The 15,642-nt window shown below is 67.0% G+C and carries 14 protein-coding genes and 2 pseudogenes; 11 read left to right on the forward strand and 5 right to left on the reverse strand.

The annotated features are described in order from the left end of the window. Positions 1–516: 516 nt before the first annotated feature. A complete protein-coding gene (locus tag ACCQ15_RS02800) occupies positions 517–2,478 on the forward strand; it encodes a S53 family peptidase (RefSeq protein WP_372381185.1) in 1,962 nt (653 codons plus the stop codon). A 108-nt stretch (positions 2,479–2,586) separates the two neighbouring features. Here the strand turns inward: ACCQ15_RS02800 and ACCQ15_RS02805 are convergent, their stop codons facing one another. The 3 genes and pseudogenes from ACCQ15_RS02805 to ACCQ15_RS02815 all read right to left on the reverse strand — a co-directional run bounded on the left by ACCQ15_RS02805 (position 2,587) and on the right by ACCQ15_RS02815 (position 4,950). Next, positions 2,587–3,096 (reverse strand): hypothetical protein, encoded by a 510-nt coding sequence (locus ACCQ15_RS02805; RefSeq protein WP_372381186.1) that lies wholly within the window; start codon positions 3,094–3,096, stop codon positions 2,587–2,589. After that, positions 3,093–3,960: pseudogene (locus ACCQ15_RS02810) on the reverse strand (DUF2145 domain-containing protein). The gene ACCQ15_RS02805 and the pseudogene ACCQ15_RS02810 overlap by 4 nt, the downstream one beginning before the upstream one ends. Before the next feature lie 42 nt (positions 3,961–4,002). Continuing rightward, positions 4,003–4,950 carry a mitochondrial fission ELM1 family protein gene (locus ACCQ15_RS02815; protein ID WP_372381187.1) on the reverse strand — a complete coding sequence of 316 codons (948 nt, stop codon included), beginning with the start codon at positions 4,948–4,950 and terminating at the stop codon, positions 4,003–4,005. 134 nt (positions 4,951–5,084) lie between these two features. On the opposite strand from ACCQ15_RS02815, the gene ACCQ15_RS02820 reads away from it, so the two are divergent. From ACCQ15_RS02820 to ACCQ15_RS02835, 4 genes and pseudogenes are all read left to right on the forward strand, one after another. After that, a complete protein-coding gene (locus tag ACCQ15_RS02820) occupies positions 5,085–5,675 on the forward strand; it encodes a malonic semialdehyde reductase (protein WP_008571724.1) in 591 nt (196 codons plus the stop codon). Positions 5,676–5,906: 231 nt separating this feature from the next. Then, entirely contained in the window at positions 5,907–6,650 is a 744-nt protein-coding gene (locus ACCQ15_RS02825; RefSeq protein WP_005920166.1) for a YceI family protein, read from the forward strand. 127 nt (positions 6,651–6,777) lie between these two features. Continuing rightward, positions 6,778–7,017, forward strand: a pseudogene (locus ACCQ15_RS02830) (hypothetical protein). Between the two features lie 184 nt (positions 7,018–7,201). Continuing rightward, complete coding sequence (locus ACCQ15_RS02835) at positions 7,202–8,473, forward strand: histidine-type phosphatase (protein ID WP_033479319.1); 1,272 nt, start codon at positions 7,202–7,204, stop codon at positions 8,471–8,473. 82 nt (positions 8,474–8,555) lie between these two features. On the opposite strand, the gene ACCQ15_RS02840 is transcribed toward ACCQ15_RS02835, so the two are convergent. Together ACCQ15_RS02840 and ACCQ15_RS02845 are read right to left on the reverse strand one after the other, a co-directional pair. Next, positions 8,556–9,350 carry a siderophore-interacting protein gene (locus ACCQ15_RS02840; RefSeq protein WP_372381188.1) on the reverse strand — a complete coding sequence of 265 codons (795 nt, stop codon included), beginning with the start codon at positions 9,348–9,350 and terminating at the stop codon, positions 8,556–8,558. Between the two features lie 310 nt (positions 9,351–9,660). Further along, a complete protein-coding gene (locus ACCQ15_RS02845; RefSeq protein ID WP_372381189.1) occupies positions 9,661–10,197 on the reverse strand; it encodes a PadR family transcriptional regulator in 537 nt (178 codons plus the stop codon). Positions 10,198–10,385: 188 nt separating this feature from the next. Here ACCQ15_RS02845 and mdcA point away from each other — a divergent pair, with 188 nt between their 5' ends. The 6 genes from mdcA (at position 10,386) to mdcB (ending at position 15,591) form a co-directional block, all read left to right on the forward strand. Beyond that, positions 10,386–12,032, forward strand: a complete 1,647-nt coding sequence (mdcA, locus tag ACCQ15_RS02850) for a malonate decarboxylase subunit alpha (protein ID WP_071118551.1) — start codon at positions 10,386–10,388, stop codon at positions 12,030–12,032. Positions 12,033–12,041: 9 nt separating this feature from the next. Further along, a complete protein-coding gene (gene mdcC / locus ACCQ15_RS02855; protein ID WP_008577475.1) occupies positions 12,042–12,359 on the forward strand; it encodes a malonate decarboxylase acyl carrier protein in 318 nt (105 codons plus the stop codon). Positions 12,360–12,483: 124 nt separating this feature from the next. Then, the gene (locus ACCQ15_RS02860) at positions 12,484–13,386 is read left to right on the forward strand and encodes a biotin-independent malonate decarboxylase subunit beta (RefSeq protein WP_372381533.1); all 903 of its coding nucleotides are present in this window, start codon (positions 12,484–12,486) and stop codon (positions 13,384–13,386) included. Then, positions 13,377–14,081, forward strand: a complete 705-nt coding sequence (mdcE, locus tag ACCQ15_RS02865; RefSeq protein WP_008577480.1) for a biotin-independent malonate decarboxylase subunit gamma — start codon at positions 13,377–13,379, stop codon at positions 14,079–14,081. The genes ACCQ15_RS02860 and mdcE overlap by 10 nt, the downstream gene beginning before the upstream one ends. Before the next feature lie 2 nt (positions 14,082–14,083). Continuing rightward, positions 14,084–14,725 (forward strand): malonate decarboxylase holo-[acyl-carrier-protein] synthase, encoded by a 642-nt coding sequence (gene mdcG / locus ACCQ15_RS02870; protein ID WP_372381191.1) that lies wholly within the window; start codon positions 14,084–14,086, stop codon positions 14,723–14,725. After that, positions 14,722–15,591 carry a triphosphoribosyl-dephospho-CoA synthase MdcB gene (mdcB, locus tag ACCQ15_RS02875; RefSeq protein ID WP_122273342.1) on the forward strand — a complete coding sequence of 290 codons (870 nt, stop codon included), beginning with the start codon at positions 14,722–14,724 and terminating at the stop codon, positions 15,589–15,591. Before mdcG ends, mdcB begins: the two co-directional genes overlap by 4 nt. Positions 15,592–15,642: the final 51 nt, after the last annotated feature.

The raw sequence follows: 15,642 nt of genomic DNA on the forward strand, positions 1-15,642 counted from the left end.
GCCTGCGCCACGACATTGGGTCGTCATCGGTGACGCGTGCACATGACGCCTGACCGGCGGCATCGGCAGTACGCGGTGATCGCAAAGCAGGCGGCAGCCTCGACGCAGGAACTGCGGTGATGAGCGGGCGCAGGTGCGCGCAATGGGCGCTTGCATGTACTCGCGGCAACGGCGCGCACCTTGAGGCAGCCACGCGCGGCGAGCTGGCACGCAGCGGCACCTGCTGCCGCAGGCGCGCGCACCTCGCTGATGGCGACACAACCTCGCCCGCTGGCATTTCAGCGGTAGACATCGCACGTATCGTCCCGGCTCCCGACCCGCCGTCTGAGTGATGGCAGCCCTTGCAAGCCGCGCGACCTGCCGATGCCGATGGAGAGAGCCGCCGAATGTGCAGTGTCGCGATGGTGCACCGGCAGCGCTCGGCCTTGCCGTGGTCTGCAGCGGCCAGCCGCGTGGATCCCGGCCCGCGCGGCCATCGATCGCAGCCGGCATCCGTGTCCTGTTTTCCGTGTCGACATGATCGCGCCGGTGGTCGCGAGCGTTCGTGCACGTCCCTGCGATGCCATTCGGCCTCGCTCACTGCTGTGCCCCCTGGAGAGATCCATGCTTACTCGCATCCGCTGTCGGCCGCTGCTGGCTGCCGTGCTGTCCGCTTCGCTGTTGGCCTTCGGTAGCGCCAACGCTGCCACCACCGTCCCCGATGCCCGGATTGACGCGATCACGGCCAGCTTGCGCACAGCGCCCGTGTCCTTCGACGTGCATCTGCCACCACGCGACCAGGTGGCCCTGAACGCCCTGCTGGCCGACATCCAGGACCCGCTGTCGCCGCAGTACCACAAGTGGCTGTCGGCGGCCGAATTCCAGCGGCGTTTTGGTCCGGCGCCTGCGCAGCTCGCGCAGGTACGCGCCGCCCTGCAGGCCGCACACATGACCGTGGTGCAGCAAGGGCCAACCCTGCATGTCAGCGCGAATGCCGACAGCGTGGAGCGGTTGTTTGCCGCGCCGCTGGTGGCTGATCTGAACGCCGGCCAGCAGGTACGCCTGGCGGCTGCCGCTCCGCTGCAGCTGCCGGCCGCGCTGCGTGCCAACGGTGTCACCGTCACCGGCCTGAGCCGCGGGCTGCCGGCGGCGCGCATGGACTCGCGCATGCTGGCCGGCACGCCCGGCAACCGCACCGGTGATGGCACCACCAGCTATTGGTACAACGATCTCAAGCAGGCCTACGGCTATCCTTCCTACCAGACGATGATCGGTGCGCCAGGCAAGCAACAGCGGCTCGACGGTAGCGGCAGCACGATCGCCGTCCTGATCGGCAGCGACGTGCTGGATACGGACATTGCCGCGATGTTCGACCACGAGCGCTTCAGCCGCTATGCCGGCAACCATGCCAACCCGACACTGTATGCACGCCGCTATGTGGCCGGGGCCAAGCCCGGGGTGCAGGACGGCAATCGCGCTGCGGTGCGCGAGGCAACGCTCGATGTGGACATGGCACTCGGCGGCGCACCGGGCGCGCACGTGCTGCTGTACGTGATCCCCGATCTGTCCATCGATTCCATCCTGGCCGGCTACCGGCAGATCGTGCAGGACAATGAGGCGGACGTGGTCAGCTCCTCGTTCGGGTTCTGCGAACAGATCTTCACCGCGGCCTATAACGGCAAGGACGCCACTTCCATCCTTGGCTTGTTCGATTCGGTCTTCAAGCAAGGCAATGCGCAGGGCATCAGCTTCGTCGCCTCCAGCGGCGACAATGCCGGCCTGGATTGCCCGGACACGCAATACCTGGTGGAAGGCAAGAACGGCCGGTACGTCCCCAGCGTGCATTGGCCCGCCGCCGATGCGCATGTCACCGCGGTCGGTGGCGGCAACCTGCTCACTGCCTACAAGAAGGGCAGCCTGGATTCGAGCTACCTCAGCGAAAGCGCGTTTGCCGACCCGTTGCAGGCCGAGGACCCGTATGGCGTCGGCGCGCTGCTCAGCGGCGGCTACTGGGGTGCCGGTGGCGGCGTCAGCACGCTGTTCCAGCGTCCGGCATATCAGCTGCGCGCGCTGGGCGGCACGCGCACCTCGATGCGCGCATTGCCCGATGTCGGCATGTTGGTCGGCGGCTGCCCGGGAATCGCCGTGCATCCCTGTCAGCAGGGCACAAGCTCGGTGTCCATCTACGTGGCCGGTGCCATCACCAAGGTGATCGGCACCAGCGTGGCGGCGCCGGAGTTCGCCAGCGTGGCCGCGTTGCTGGTGCAGAAGCAGGGCCGGCAGGGCAATCTCAACGATTACCTGTATCGCCTGGCCGCCAACGGCCCGCAGGCCTATCACCGCGGCATTCCCGGCAACAACGGGGTCGTCGGCAACGACGTGCCGATCGCCGGCAAGTACAACTACACCACCGGCTTGGGAACCCCGGTCGTGCGGCTGATGATCGGCGCGCTGGATGCGGCGCCTGCCGGCATTCCGCGTTCTCCCAGCAATCCGTAAACGCAGCGCGGTTGGAGGCATCGGCGTCGTGGCAACGCCGCCGATGCAACGACGATCGCGCTGCGGTCGATCAGAGGTGGCCCCGGCCTGCGGCGCAGGGCGTGCACGTCACCAGGTCTGGCTGCTGCCGTATGCGGCGGCCGCTTCTGTCGGTACGAACGCCAACGCCTGGCCTTGTTCCGCATGCACGGTCCAGCCGCTGCCTGCGGGGCTAGGTTGGAACGTCACCATTTCGCCGACGTGGAAGCCTGCGACGGGGTCGTCCTGGCGTGCCTGCCATTGCAGCACTGCGGTGTTCTCGGCATGTTGCGGGTCCTGCAGGCGCACTTGGCGTGCACCCGCAGGCAGGGTGTCGACGGCTTGCACGCGCATTGGCGGCAGCTTGCCTGCACGTGCCTCGCGGCGTGATTCGGCCACTGCATTAGATACAGCAACGGGTGCGGAAAACACAGAGCCCGCCACACCGGACGCGATCAGCACTGGCATGGCGAGCGACAGCGCCGAATAGAACTTGGATTTTTCGCCGGGTGTGGTCGCTTCACCGGCGTGTGCGCAGGGCAATGTCAAGGCGGCGAACAGGCATGCGCTGGCAGCGAGAAAGGAACGGGCGTGCATCATGGTGTTGCTCCAGGAGTAGGGGCGGCGCGTGCAATCGACAGTTCCTTGTCCACCGCGTCGCGCTGATGCAGGAAGTCGAATACCGATTCGACCGTGACCACCGAATAGTTACCGGACACACGTTCGCTCACAGGATGATCGGTGACCGCCGCATTGGCGGCGACAAAGCGCGCGCCGATGCGCTGGCTCAGGTCCAGATGCAGAGCGCTGGGGTGATAGCGCGGTGCGCAGCCATGCCTGTGCATCACGGCGGTTGGCAATCGCGACCGCCGGTTGCGCGTCGGCCGCCAGCGCGACGGCCAGCACTTCCAGCACCCATTGGTTGGAGTTTTGATAGTCGGTGGAAAACGGATACGCCACGATGCTGTAACGCGTTTCATGCAGGCGGTGCGCAAGATCGCCACTGCCAGTCAATCGCGCGTACAGACGTTGCTGCAGTGCCTGGGTGGGAATGCCCACGCGCAGATCGCTGCTCAACGCGCTTTCGCCGATGAAGTTGCTCAGGCCTTCCTGGTAAAGCTGTGACGCATCGCTCTTGCAGCGATTGAGCAGGTGGCGCACCCGCCAGCCGCCATCATCGTCGCGCACGGCAAATGCCAGGTGGCTATGTTTCAGGCCGTAGCGGCTTAGATCCTGGCCGCCGCGCGCCAGCAGCACCACCTTGGCATCGGGCAACGCATCCAGCGCCTGCGCGGTGGAGGTGGCCATGTCGAACATCGCGGCAGCGGCGTGCGGCGTGGGATAACGCGGCACGCAACGCGGTGTTGTTGCGTTGGACGCCAGCGGTAATGCGGCCAGTACCAGCAGCGCAATTGCCTTGCGCCGGGTTTGCCGCATCCATCGCGCGTGGATCGTCCCTGTCATGCACATCGTCCTTGTCTCGCTGGCCCGCTGGCGGGCGTTGGGTTATGGCAGCAGGCGCGCGCGTACCTGCATGGCGATGCGCTCGGTTTCGCGCACAGGAACGATATCGACAGCGCTGGCGAGAACTTCATCGACTAAGTGCAAGCGCTGGCGTTGCCGCAACGCTTGCAAATAGGTGTCAACGCGCCCACGTGCCTGCTCGCCGAACGCGGCAGCGACCGGTACGCGGGTGGCACAGGCTTCGGAGAGCAGATTGACCGAATCGGCGCTGGCCACGATGGCATCGGCCCAGCCGAGCAGTCCAGCGTAGGGGTTCGGCCCATCGCGCTCATCGCACCACAGCAGATGCGGCAGGCCGGCGCAGGCCGCGCGCAACGCAGCGAGTGCATCGCCCGGTGTGCGGCGCGAGGTGGTCACCAGCAGGCTGCCGCCCAGCGCGCGCAGTTGGGCGCTCACGCGCGTGCACAGCGCCGCCAGCGCCTGTGGCGTCCACGGCACCTGGGCGGTGGTGCCACCGACCAGCAGCGCCAGCCGCGGGCCCGGCAAGCCGCCCAGGGCGGGGAAGGCGGCCCGCCCGGCCGCCAGCCACGCATCGTCCACCGGGTGCAGGCTGCCGAGCAGGGTGAGCACGTTGCTGCCGCGCAGTGCATCGTGCTCGGGCACCACCAGCAGGTCCCAGTGCCGCGGGTCCAGCCGCGGATCCAGGATCTGCACGCTGCGGCTGCCGTGGGCACGCAGCAACCGGGTGGCCAGCGCCGCCTGCCTGCCGCAGCCGATGGCCAGCGCCGGGGGCTGCTGCAGTTGCCGGGCAAATGCCGCGCCAAACGCCTGCCGTGCGCCGGGGAGCCGCCGCGGCGCCGCCCAACGCCACGGCGCGTTGGTCTGCAGGTGCAGTGGCTGGTAGGCAGCGGGGTGCAATGCACGCGCCAGCGCCTCGGCCTGGCGCGCATTGCCGGCACGGCCGTCGCTCAGTGCCCAGGTCAGCCCCATCGTTTCAGATCCGACATAGATTTGTTTCAGATTGAACGCGTGTGGCGGCAATCGCGCCACTCTACACTGCGGGTCTTCACACTGGCGCCGACGCCGCAGCCTACCGTCGCACCACCCCTTCCTCTGGAGTGCTCATGTCCGACTCGCTCAATGCCGCCGCACTGGATCAGCTGTTCCGCACCGCCCGCACGCAAAATGCGTTTGCCGACACGCCGGTCAGCCACGAGGTGCTGCGTGAGCTGTATGAGCTGGTGAAGTGGGGACCCACCGCGGCCAATAGCGGCCCGGCGCGCTTTGTGTTCGTGACCAGCGCCGAAGGCAAGGCCAAGCTCAAGCCGGCGCTGTCGGAGGGCAATGCCGCCAAGACCCTGGCCGCGCCGGTGACGGTGATCGTGGCGCACGACGAAGACTTCCACGAGAAGCTGCCGTACCTGTTCCCGCATGCCGACGCCAAGAGCTGGTTCGACGGCCCGCGCGAGGGCCGCACCGAATCGGCGTTCCGCAATGGCTCGCTGCAGGGCGCCTACCTGATCCTGGCCGCGCGTGCGCTGGGACTGGACGCCGGCCCGATGTCCGGCTTCGACAACGCCAAGGTGGATGCGGCGTTCTTTGCCGGCACGCCGATCAAGTCCAACTTCCTGGTCAATCTTGGCTATGGCGACCCGGCCGGGCTGTTCCCGCGTTCGCCACGCCTGAGCTTCGACGAAGCGGCGCGCTTCGAGTAAGGCGATGCATGCGTGCCGGCTGCCGCGCAGCGCCGTGGACGGCGTGCGTCGGCCCGGCACACCGCGTGTGCCTGCCGCGTCAAGCGACGCAGTTGGCCGTTCGCCTGACGATCGCTTGATCTGGCTCGCCGTGTCGACGTACATGGTGTCTTGCGTTTCCTGCAGTCCTCGTCCGTCTGCATCTGTCCCACCCGCGTTGATCCAACGCGTCTCTCATCCCATGGAGTTCCAATGAAGACCACCCACAAGCTGTTGCTGCCGCTCGCCCTGACCCTGGCCATTGCCGCCTGCTCCAAGCCGGCCGAGAACACTGCCGCTCCGGCCGCTGAAACCCCGGCGGCGGCCACCGCACCGGCCGACGCCGCTGCTGCGCCGGCACCTGCACCGGCGGCTGCCGCCTCGACCGCCCCGGCCGTGGAAGTGGCGTCGGGCACCTACACCCTGGACCCATCGCACACCGACGTGCTGGCGCAGTGGAGCCATTTCGGTTTCTCCAACCCGAGCGCGCACTTCGGTAATGTCGACGGCACCCTGGTGTACGACGCGGCCGACGTGACCAAGTCCACCGTGCAGGTCACCCTGCCGCTGTCCGGCTTGAACAGCTTCACCGCCAAGTTCGACGAACACCTCAAGAGCGGTGATTTCTTCGACGCGGCCAAGTTCCCGACCGCCACCTTCAAGAGCACCAAGGTGGAAGCTGCCGGCACCAACAAGCTGACCGTCACCGGCGACCTGACCATCAAGGGTCAGACCAAGCCGGTCGTGCTGGACGTCACCCTCAACGGTGCCGGCGAGCACCCGATGAAGAAGGTGCCGGCCGCCGGTTTCGACGCCACCACCACCATCAAGCGCAGCGATTTCGGCCTGGGCCAGTACGCCCCGAACGTCAGCGACGAAGTGAAGATCCGCATCACCACCGAAGCCCTGCAGGCCAAGGCGGGCGATGCTGCGGCGAAGGATGCCGCTGCCAAGTAAGCGGTCTGGCTGCTGTCCAGGCAAAGGCCCGCTTCGGCGGGCCTTTGTCGTTGAGGGTAACGGCCAAGTGAGATGCCGTCGGGCGTGGTCACGTCATGTTGGGGCGGCCTGCGTGCCGGGGCGAATCCTGGGAAACACCGCCGCTCACGGCATCGCCGGCAGCGTGGACTGCGTGACCGTGGCATCGGCAAACAGGTGGCCGTCGCGACGTTTGGCAAACCTGGCGCCGCTGCACTGTCTCGACAGATCGCGCCATCGCCATCGCCGCGAATCAACGGCCGGGCGCAACGCGCGGCAACGGAGTTGCGGCTGTCATCCACGCGTCATCCGGTCCACGCAGGCTGGGCGCATTTTTCTGGAGCGGTGATGTCTGTCGTGCGCTTGGGTAGATTGTTGCCGCTGTTCCGGCAAGGGCAGCCATTGCGCCACCGCGATGTCCGGCCTCGCGGCACGCGCACCGTTGGCGCGCGTTCCATCCATGCACCGCGGTATGCCGGTCAGCCTGGACGCGGGAGAGTGCTCGCGTTGTCGGCAACGTTATGAGGCAAGCCATGCACAATCGCTCTTTTGCCGGAACGATGCGGCACGCACTGCTCGGTCTGGCGCTCTGCCTGCCGATGGCAAAACCGGTCGTGGCAAAAGAGACCGCCGCTGCAACCGCGCACCTGCGCCTGACCATCGTGCTGGTGCGGCATGGCATCCGTGCACCGACCCAGCCCGGCAGCGAGCTGGATCGCTACAGCGCGCAGCCATGGCCGCACTGGCCGGTGGCCGCGGGCCAGCTGACGCCGCACGGACGAGCCGGCATGCAGGCGCTGGGCGCACGTTATCGCGCGTTATTCGCGCCGCCGCTCGGACTGGCGGCCAGTGGCTGCGCGGGCACCGAACAGATCGTCACCATCGCCGACAGTACCGCCCGCAACCACGCCAGCGCGCAGGCGCTGCTGCAGGGCATGGCGCCGGGCTGCGCAGTGCACTACCAGGCCCTGCCGGAGGGCGAGCGCACTGTATTGTTCGATGGCGGCAAGGCGCCCACGCCGCCGGTGCGGCTGGAAGCTGAGACGCGCGCGCAGCTGGCGCACTTGCAGGCGGTGTTGAGTGCCTGCCAGCACGGACGCTGCGCCACGCCGCCGCCTACCCGCCTGCTCTACGAGCCGGCTACGCGCGATGGCTCGCCGGCCGCGGCCAGCACCCTGAAGCTGGCCGGCGGACTGGCCGAGAACCTGATGCTGGAAGACATCGAAGGCTTCGATGCGGCGCAGCTGGGCTGGGGCCGGGTGGATCGCGCCGCAGTGGCGCAATTGATTGCCCTGCACAACACCTCGTTCGCCCAGAGCAAGCGTCCGTTGCCGGTTGCCACGGCGGCGGCATCCAACCTGCTCGCGCATCTTCTGGCCACCGTGCAGGCCGCGGTCGGGCAGACGCCGTCGGTAGCGGCATTGGCGCCGCCTTCCACGCGGCTGCTGGTGCTGGTGGGACACGACACTACCTTGGCCACGCTCGGTGGACTGCTCGGCGTGCAGTGGCATCGCAGCGATCGTCCCGACGACTATCCACCCGGCGGTGCGCTGGTGCTGGATGTGTTCGAACGCGACGGCATGCCGTTGCTGCGCGTGCGGACCTTGATGCCCAGCCTGGCGGCGTTGCGCAGCGGGCGCTTCGACGGCGATGCGCTGGCCTCGTCCACACTGGTATTGCCCGGTTGCCACGGTCAGGCCTTGTGTCCATTGCCGGTTGCGTTGGCCTGGCTGCGCACGCGCATCGATCCGGCCCAGGTGCAAGTGGCGTTGCCGGCCATGCAGTCCTGGCCGGCGTCACCGTAGCGCATGTCATGCGCGGCGAGTGCGCAAGAAGCGGCTTAGTGACGCGTTGAGAGCCGACGCGCCTTGCGTGCACGCAGGGCAATCACTCCTCGCCGTGCTCGCCGCGCGCCTTCCAATAGCCTTTTGCGCGCACCCATTCCTTGTCCACACCCAGGTGGTCTTCGAGGAATTTGCGCATGGCGCGCGCGCGCATCGATTCGGCGCCGATCCAGTAGAACGTGTCGCCATCCTCTGGCTCGTAGTCGCGCAGGCTGTCTTCCAGCAGGGTGCTGCTGACGGCATCGAAGCCATTGCGCTCCAGCCAGTTCACCCGCACCTCGGCCGCGCTGAGCAGTTCCTGCCGCTCGGCGGCATCGGCGATCTCGATGAATACCTGCGCGTGCATGTCGGCGGGCATCGCTTCGAGCCAGCGGCCGATCGACGGCAGCGCGGTTTCGTCGCCGATCAACACGTAGTGGTCATAGTCATCGGCAACCAGGAACGAGCCGCGCGGGCCGCCCAGTTTCAGTGGATCGCCGGGCTGTGCGCGCGCGGCCCAACTGGACGCCACGCCCTCGCCGTGCAACACGAAGTCGATGCTTAACTCGCCGCTCTGCGGATCGAAATCGCGCGGCGTGTAGTCGCGCGCCGGCGAAGGCAGCGCGCCTTCTTCGTAGCGCGGGCCTTCCGGCGTCATGGTCGGCAGGACGAAGGCGCCGTCGGCGTTGGGAAAGAACAGTTTGACGTGATCGTCCGGCGCATCGCTTTGAAAGCCGGCCAGGTCGCTGCCGCCGAACACGATACGGCGCATGTGCGGGGTGATCGCTTCGCAACGCAGCACCTGCACGGAACGCAGGCGTGGGTCGCGACGGAGTTGGGTATTGGTGTGTGCAGCCATGGGATGCAATTCCTGGAGTGCCGCACGGATGCGCGGCGGTGCGGGGGAAGAGGGAGCGTTACGAAATCAATGCGTGATCAGTCAATGACGTGGTGAGTGGCGATCGGCCATGCTGGTGTGCTGTCATCCAGCGCAACGGCGTGGTCTTCAGCTCTGCAGGAGAAGTGCCCGCAGGGGCAGATGAGGGGGCGTGTGAAGCTGCATGCAATTGCATCGCTTCACCTCGAATCGGGGCAGCGGGGGCGTTGTATCGCCCTGCGCGGTTCGCAGATCGCTGTCGGGCCGAGCCCAGGCGTTACCGCACACCCGCTCAGTCGTCGTCGCGCTCCATGCCGTCGGCGGCGGCGTTGAGTAATGCAGCAATTCGCGCGGTTACTGTCTCGCTCCATTGCCCATGGCGCGCGAACAAGCCATGTTTGATGCGATGAATCGCCTCGCGAATCGGGGCCGGCGTTTGCGACTTGATCAGCTCACGCGCGCGTCGATGGGTGCGGGCCAGTGCGGCATCGAGCGCATCGCGTTGCTGTGCAACGTAGTCGCTGCCAGCGGCAGTGACCTGATAGCGCTTGCGGCCGGCATCCAGATCGGTGTGCACCCAGCCGGCGGCCTCCAGTTGCGCCAGCGCCGGATAAATCGCCCCGGCGCTGGGCGTGTACAGCCCTTTGAAGAGGGCGGCGATCTGCCGCATCAGCTCATAGCCATGGCACGGGCGCTCGGCAATCAGCGCCAGCAGCAGCAGGCGTAGATCGCCATGCTCCAGCGGGCGCACGCGCGCGCCGGCACCGCGCGCGCGGGCAGATGCCGCATCGAGATCGGCCGTTGGGCTGACGGGAGGGCGCTGTTTCATTCGATATATCGAAGCATGGAGAAACGATATATCGAAGTGCGCTGATGCGCAAGCGCTGCGGCTTGCAGGCGGCTGACGCCTGCCTGGTGACGAACGCCGATGCTGCAACGCGTCTAGACACTCGTGAAGTTCATAATTACGATATAATTACTTTGACATTACGGGCTCGACCCCGGCGAGGCAGAGGCATGAGTCGACAGTGGGACACCCAGGCCGAAAGCCGGCGTCAGCGTCTGCAGCGGGCCGCCGCGCTGGCGCCGCAGGGTCGCGTGGTGGCTGCCGAGGATGTCGTGGCGTTGCTGGAAGCGGTCATCGAGCCCGGTGACCGTGTGTGCCTGGAGGGCAACAACCAGAAGCAGGCCGATTTCCTGGCGCGGTGCCTTACCGAGGTGGATCCGGCGCGCGTGCATGACCTGCACATGGTGCAATCGGTGTTGTCGCTTGCCGCGCATCTGGACGTATTCGAACGCGGCATCGCCAAGCGCCTGGATTTTTCGTTCTCCGGCCCGCAGGCCGCGCGTCTGGCCGGGCTGGTGAGCGAAGGTCGCATCGAGATCGGCGCCATCCACACCTACCTGGAATTGTTCGGCCGCTACTTCATCGACCTGACCCCGCGCATCGCATTGGTCACCGCGCAGGCGGCCGATCGTCACGGCAATCTCTATACCGGCCCGAATACCGAAGACACGCCGGTGATCGTGGAGGCCACCGCGTTCAAGGGCGGCATCGTGATCGCGCAGGTCAACGAAATTCTCGACACCCTGCCGCGCGTGGATATTCCCGCCGATTGGGTGGATTTCGTGACCCAGGCGCCCAAGCCCAATTACATCGAACCGTTGTTCACCCGCGACCCGGCGCAGATTTCCGAGATCCAGGTGTTGATGGCGATGATGGCCATCAAGGGCATCTATGCCGAATACGGTGTGGACCGGCTCAATCACGGCATCGGCTTCGACACCGCCGCGATCGAACTGTTGCTGCCCACCTACGCCCAATCGCTGGGGCTGAAGGGCAAGATCTGCCGCCATTGGGCGCTCAATCCGCATCCGGCGTTGATCCCGGCCATCGAATCGGGCTTCGTGCAATCGGTGCATTCGTTCGGCTCCGAGTTGGGCATGGAGAACTACATCGCCGCGCGTCCGGATATCTTCTTTACCGGCGCCGACGGCAGCATGCGCTCCAACCGCGCGCTGTCGCAGACCGCCGGGCTGTATGCCTGCGACATGTTCATCGGCTCCACCTTGCAGATCGATCTGCAGGGCAACAGCTCCACCGCCACGCGTGACCGCATCGCCGGCTTCGGCGGCGCGCCCAACATGGGCTCGGATGCGCGCGGTCGCCGGCATGCCAGTGCTGCCTGGCTCAAGGCCGGGCGCGAAGCGGCAACGCCGGGCGAGATGCCGCGCGGGCGCAAGCTGGTGGTGCAGATGGTGGAGACCTTCCGCGAACACATGGCGCCGGCATTCGTCGACAGACTCGACGCCTGGGAACTGGCCGAGCGCGCCAACATGCCGCTGCCGCCGGTGATGATCTACGGCGACGATGTCAGCCACGTATTGACCGAAGAAGGCATCGCCAACCTGCTGTTGTGTCGCACGCCGGAAGAACGCGAACAGGCAATCCGCGGCGTGTCCGGCTATACCGCGGTGGGCCTGGGCCGCGACAAGCGCATGGTCGAAAACCTGCGCGACCGCGGCGTCATCAAGCGGCCGGACGATTTGGGCATTCGCCCGCGCGATGCCACGCGCGACCTGCTTGCAGCGCGCACGGTCAAGGACCTGGTGCGCTGGTCCGGCGGCCTGTACGACCCGCCGAAACGTTTTCGCAATTGGTAAGGGCACAGCATGGAAACCCTGCGATATCGCTTTGATGGACAGCGCGGTGCACGCGCCGGGCTGGAACACGCGCTGGTCGGTGTCGTGGCCTCCGGCAATCTGGAAGTGCTGGTCGAGCGCGTGCCGCTCGAGGGCGCCATGGAGATCGAGATCCTCACCGCCGCACGCGGCTTTGGCGCAATCTGGCAGGCAGTGCTGGACGATTTCGCTGCACGCCATCCACTGCGCGATGTACGCATCAGCATCAACGACGTGGGCGCCACGCCGGCGGTGGTGAGCCTGCGCCTGGAACAAGCGCTGGAAGTGCTGCAGGGAGCTGACGCATGAGCCGCCCGCTCCAATGCGTAGGAGCGCACCCGGGCGCGACGGGCATTGCCGGTAATACCCCGGTCGCGCCCAGGTGCGCTCCTACGCATGCCGTCTGGAGACAGGGATGAGTGCCACCGTTCCCATGGCCCAGCGCAGCTACTACGAAGCCGATGCCCGCGAACGTCTCGAGGGTCTGCTGGATGCCGGCAGCTTTCGCGAATTTGTTGGCCCGCGGCGTCGCTTGATCAGCCCGCACCTGGCACAACTGGAAACACCCGGCGCCTTCGACGACGGCATCGTGGTCGGCGAAGGCACCTTGCGCGGCCGCAACGTGTTGATCGCTGCGCAGCAAGGCGCCTTCATGGGCGGCGGCGTGGGCGAAGTGCATGGCGCCAAACTCACCGGCCTGCTGGAGCGCGCCGCAAACACGCAGCCGGCAGCGGTGCTATTGCTGCTGGACACCGGCGGCGTGCGTCTGCACGAAGCCAATGCAGGGCTCATCGCCATTTCCGAAATCATGCGTGCCACCTTGAGCGCGCGTGCCGCCGGTGTGCCGGTGCTGGCCTTGATCGGCAGCGGCAACGGTGCGTTCGGCGGCATGGGCATCGTGGCGCGCTGCTGCAGCGCGGTGATCATGTCCGAAGAAGGCCGCCTGTCGTTGTCCGGCCCGGACGTGATCGAAACCGTGCGCGGGGTGGAAGAGTTCGACGCGCGCGACCGTGCGCTGGTGTGGCGCATCACCGGCGGCAAACACCGCTACCTGCTTGGCGAAGCCCACACGTTGGTGGCCGATCGCATCGATGCCTTCGCCGATGCAGCGCTGGCCACGCTCGATGCACTCGCCGAAGCGACGGGTGAGGCCGCATTGCAGGCGCTGGAGCATGCGCAGCAGCAGTTGACGGCGCGCATCGATGCCTACGGCGATTGCCGCGACGGGCTGGAGATCTGGAAGCGCCAAGGCATCGTCGATGCGCAGCGCCTGCCGCTGCTCGATACCGAGGCCTTTCTTGCCGCGACCGCAGATCGGAGCCTTCCATGGACCTGAGTCACTTGCTCGATCAGCTGTTTCCGCTCGGTCACGCCATCGCGCGCAACGACGATGTGCTGACCGGCAGCGCAACCACCGCCGCCGGCGATGTCACCGTGATCGGTACCGCCAACAAGCTCGAAGTCGGTGTCGATCACGCCTTGGCCCTGGCTGCCACTGTCTTGGCGAGTACCCGCGCATACCCGCAGCGCCCGATCGTGATGCTGGCCGACACCGCCGGGCAGCGGCTGGCACGGCGCGACGAGCTGCTCGGCATCAACGGGTATTTCGCGCACCTGGCGCGTGCGCTGGAGTTGGCACGCACGCGCGGTGCGCGGCTGGTCACACTGGTTTATGGCGAATCGGTCAGCGGTGGATTCCTGTCGTTCGGGCTGATGGCCGACCATATCCATGCATTGCCCGATGCGCAGATCCGGGTCATGGATCTGCGTGCGATGGCACGCGTGACCAAGCAATCGGTCGACACCTTGCAGGCGTTGAGCAAGAGCTCGCCGGTGTTTGCGCCGGGTGTGGAAAACTACGTGCGCATGGGCGCGGTGGAATCGCTGTGGGAAGGCGATCTGGCGCAGGCGCTGCTCGACGCACTGGCCGCGCCGGTCGACGGCGACCAGCGCCGTGCACGCGGCGCGCAACGCGGCGGGCGCACGCTGGCGCGCGATGTCGCCAGCGCCGTGGCTGCGGGCGAGGCCTGAGCGTGGCCGGCCGCCACGCTCTGGTGTGGTTGCGCGAAGATGCGCAGTGGCAGGCCGTCACGCCTGGCGCGCAGCCACGGCTGCGGCAGTGGTTCGCGGCCGGCCTGCCAGCGGTAGTGGCGCGTGGCGATGGCAGTCAGGCACCCGGCAGCGTTCGGCTTGGCGTGCCGCTGCCGCCCAGCGAAGGCAAGCAGCGTTTGGCCCTGCAGGCGCACGTGGCCGATATCGCACGCTGCACTGCCCCGCTGACACTGGATGCGGTGACGCCACAGGCGCCTGTCACGGTGCAGCCGGTACTGCAGGCCCTGCTCGCTCAAGCGCACACGCATGCGTTGCACCCGCACGTCTTCGGCAGCTTTGCCTGGCAAGCCCTGACCGGCCTGACGTACGTGCACGCGCAATCGGATCTGGATCTGCTGTGGCCCATCGAAACGCCAGAGCAAGCGTGCGCGCTGGTCACGCTGCTGCAGCGCTGCGAGCAGCAGCACGGGCTGCGTGCCGATGGCGAACTGCTGTTGCCCGAAGACAACGCGGTGAACTGGCGCGAGTACGCCGGCACTGCGCAACAGGTGTTGGTGAAATCCAACCAGGACTGCCGGTTATTGCCGCGTGCTGCGCTGTTTCCGGTCCGGAGTGCGGCATGAGCGCACAGCTGCAGCAAACCTGGGTTGCCGGTGCGCCTGCACCACCGCACGATGCTGCCTACCAGCTCGGACGTCTGGCGGTTGGCGCCCTGCATGCAGAGCTGGCCTGCGCGCCCAAGCCTGGCTTGGTGACGCCGTTCGACAGCGGCAGCCACACCGACATGGATGCCGCCACCTTCATGCGTAGCCTGTTCGCCTTGCGTGGCTATTTTGTCGCCATTGCCCAGGCCGGCATCGACCATGCGCCATTCGAGCGGCTCCGCGACCTGGGTATCGGGGCCGAGTCCGCGATGTTGCGCGCCACCTGTGGCATCAATACGCATCGCGGCGCGGTTTTCAGCCTTGGCCTGCTCACTGCGCAGGCTGCACGCCTGTGGGTTGCGCAGCGGCGGCGACCCACTGCAGAACAGGTCTGCAATAGCGTACGCGCCTGGCGCGATGCATTGCAGGCTGCACCGTTGGATCCGCACAGCCACGGCCAACGGGTGCGTGCGCAGTACCGCATCAGTGGCGTGCGCGAACACGCCGCGGCAGGGTATCCGGTGCTGCGCGAGATCGCCCTGCCTGCGTTGCGTACTGCGCTTGCGGGGGGCGCCACGCGTGAAGCGGCGCTGGCACAGACCTTGATGCAGCTCATCGCCCAGGTGGACGATCTCAATCTGTTGCATCGTGGCGGGGCGGAGGGCCTGGCATTCGCCAAGGCGCAGGCGGCAGCCTTCCTTGCCGACGGCGGCGTTGCGCACCCGCAGTGGCGCGTGCAGTTGCATGCCATCGGCCAGCAGTTTGTCGCGCGTCGCCTGAGCCCTGGCGGCAGCGCGGATCTGCTGGCCTGTGCATGGTTCTTGCATCGGCAGGAGCTGGCATGAGCCGCGTTTGCTCGCTGGCTGCAGAACATGTGGTGCATGCGCAGGCGCACT

The sequence above is a fragment of the Xanthomonas sp. NCPPB 1754 genome, from assembly GCF_041475725.2.
Lineage (GTDB): Bacteria > Pseudomonadota > Gammaproteobacteria > Xanthomonadales > Xanthomonadaceae > Xanthomonas > Xanthomonas euvesicatoria.

Coding starts and splice junctions, on each gene's coding strand:
- mdcC (WP_008577475.1), top strand. CDS start 12,042: ATGGAAACCCTGCGATATCGCTTTGATGGACAGCGCGGTGCACGCGCC.
- mdcB (WP_122273342.1), top strand. CDS start 14,722: ATGAGCGCACAGCTGCAGCAAACCTGGGTTGCCGGTGCGCCTGCACCA.
- ACCQ15_RS02800 (WP_372381185.1), top strand. CDS start 517: ATGATCGCGCCGGTGGTCGCGAGCGTTCGTGCACGTCCCTGCGATGCC.
- ACCQ15_RS02845 (WP_372381189.1), bottom strand. CDS start 10,197: ATGAAACAGCGCCCTCCCGTCAGCCCAACGGCCGATCTCGATGCGGCA.
- ACCQ15_RS02820 (WP_008571724.1), top strand. CDS start 5,085: ATGTCCGACTCGCTCAATGCCGCCGCACTGGATCAGCTGTTCCGCACC.
- ACCQ15_RS02840 (WP_372381188.1), bottom strand. CDS start 9,350: ATGGCTGCACACACCAATACCCAACTCCGTCGCGACCCACGCCTGCGT.
- ACCQ15_RS02805 (WP_372381186.1), bottom strand. CDS start 3,096: ATGATGCACGCCCGTTCCTTTCTCGCTGCCAGCGCATGCCTGTTCGCC.
- ACCQ15_RS02835 (WP_033479319.1), top strand. CDS start 7,202: ATGCACAATCGCTCTTTTGCCGGAACGATGCGGCACGCACTGCTCGGT.
- mdcE (WP_008577480.1), top strand. CDS start 13,377: ATGGACCTGAGTCACTTGCTCGATCAGCTGTTTCCGCTCGGTCACGCC.
- ACCQ15_RS02860 (WP_372381533.1), top strand. CDS start 12,484: ATGGCCCAGCGCAGCTACTACGAAGCCGATGCCCGCGAACGTCTCGAG.
- ACCQ15_RS02815 (WP_372381187.1), bottom strand. CDS start 4,950: ATGGGGCTGACCTGGGCACTGAGCGACGGCCGTGCCGGCAATGCGCGC.
- ACCQ15_RS02825 (WP_005920166.1), top strand. CDS start 5,907: ATGAAGACCACCCACAAGCTGTTGCTGCCGCTCGCCCTGACCCTGGCC.
- mdcA (WP_071118551.1), top strand. CDS start 10,386: ATGAGTCGACAGTGGGACACCCAGGCCGAAAGCCGGCGTCAGCGTCTG.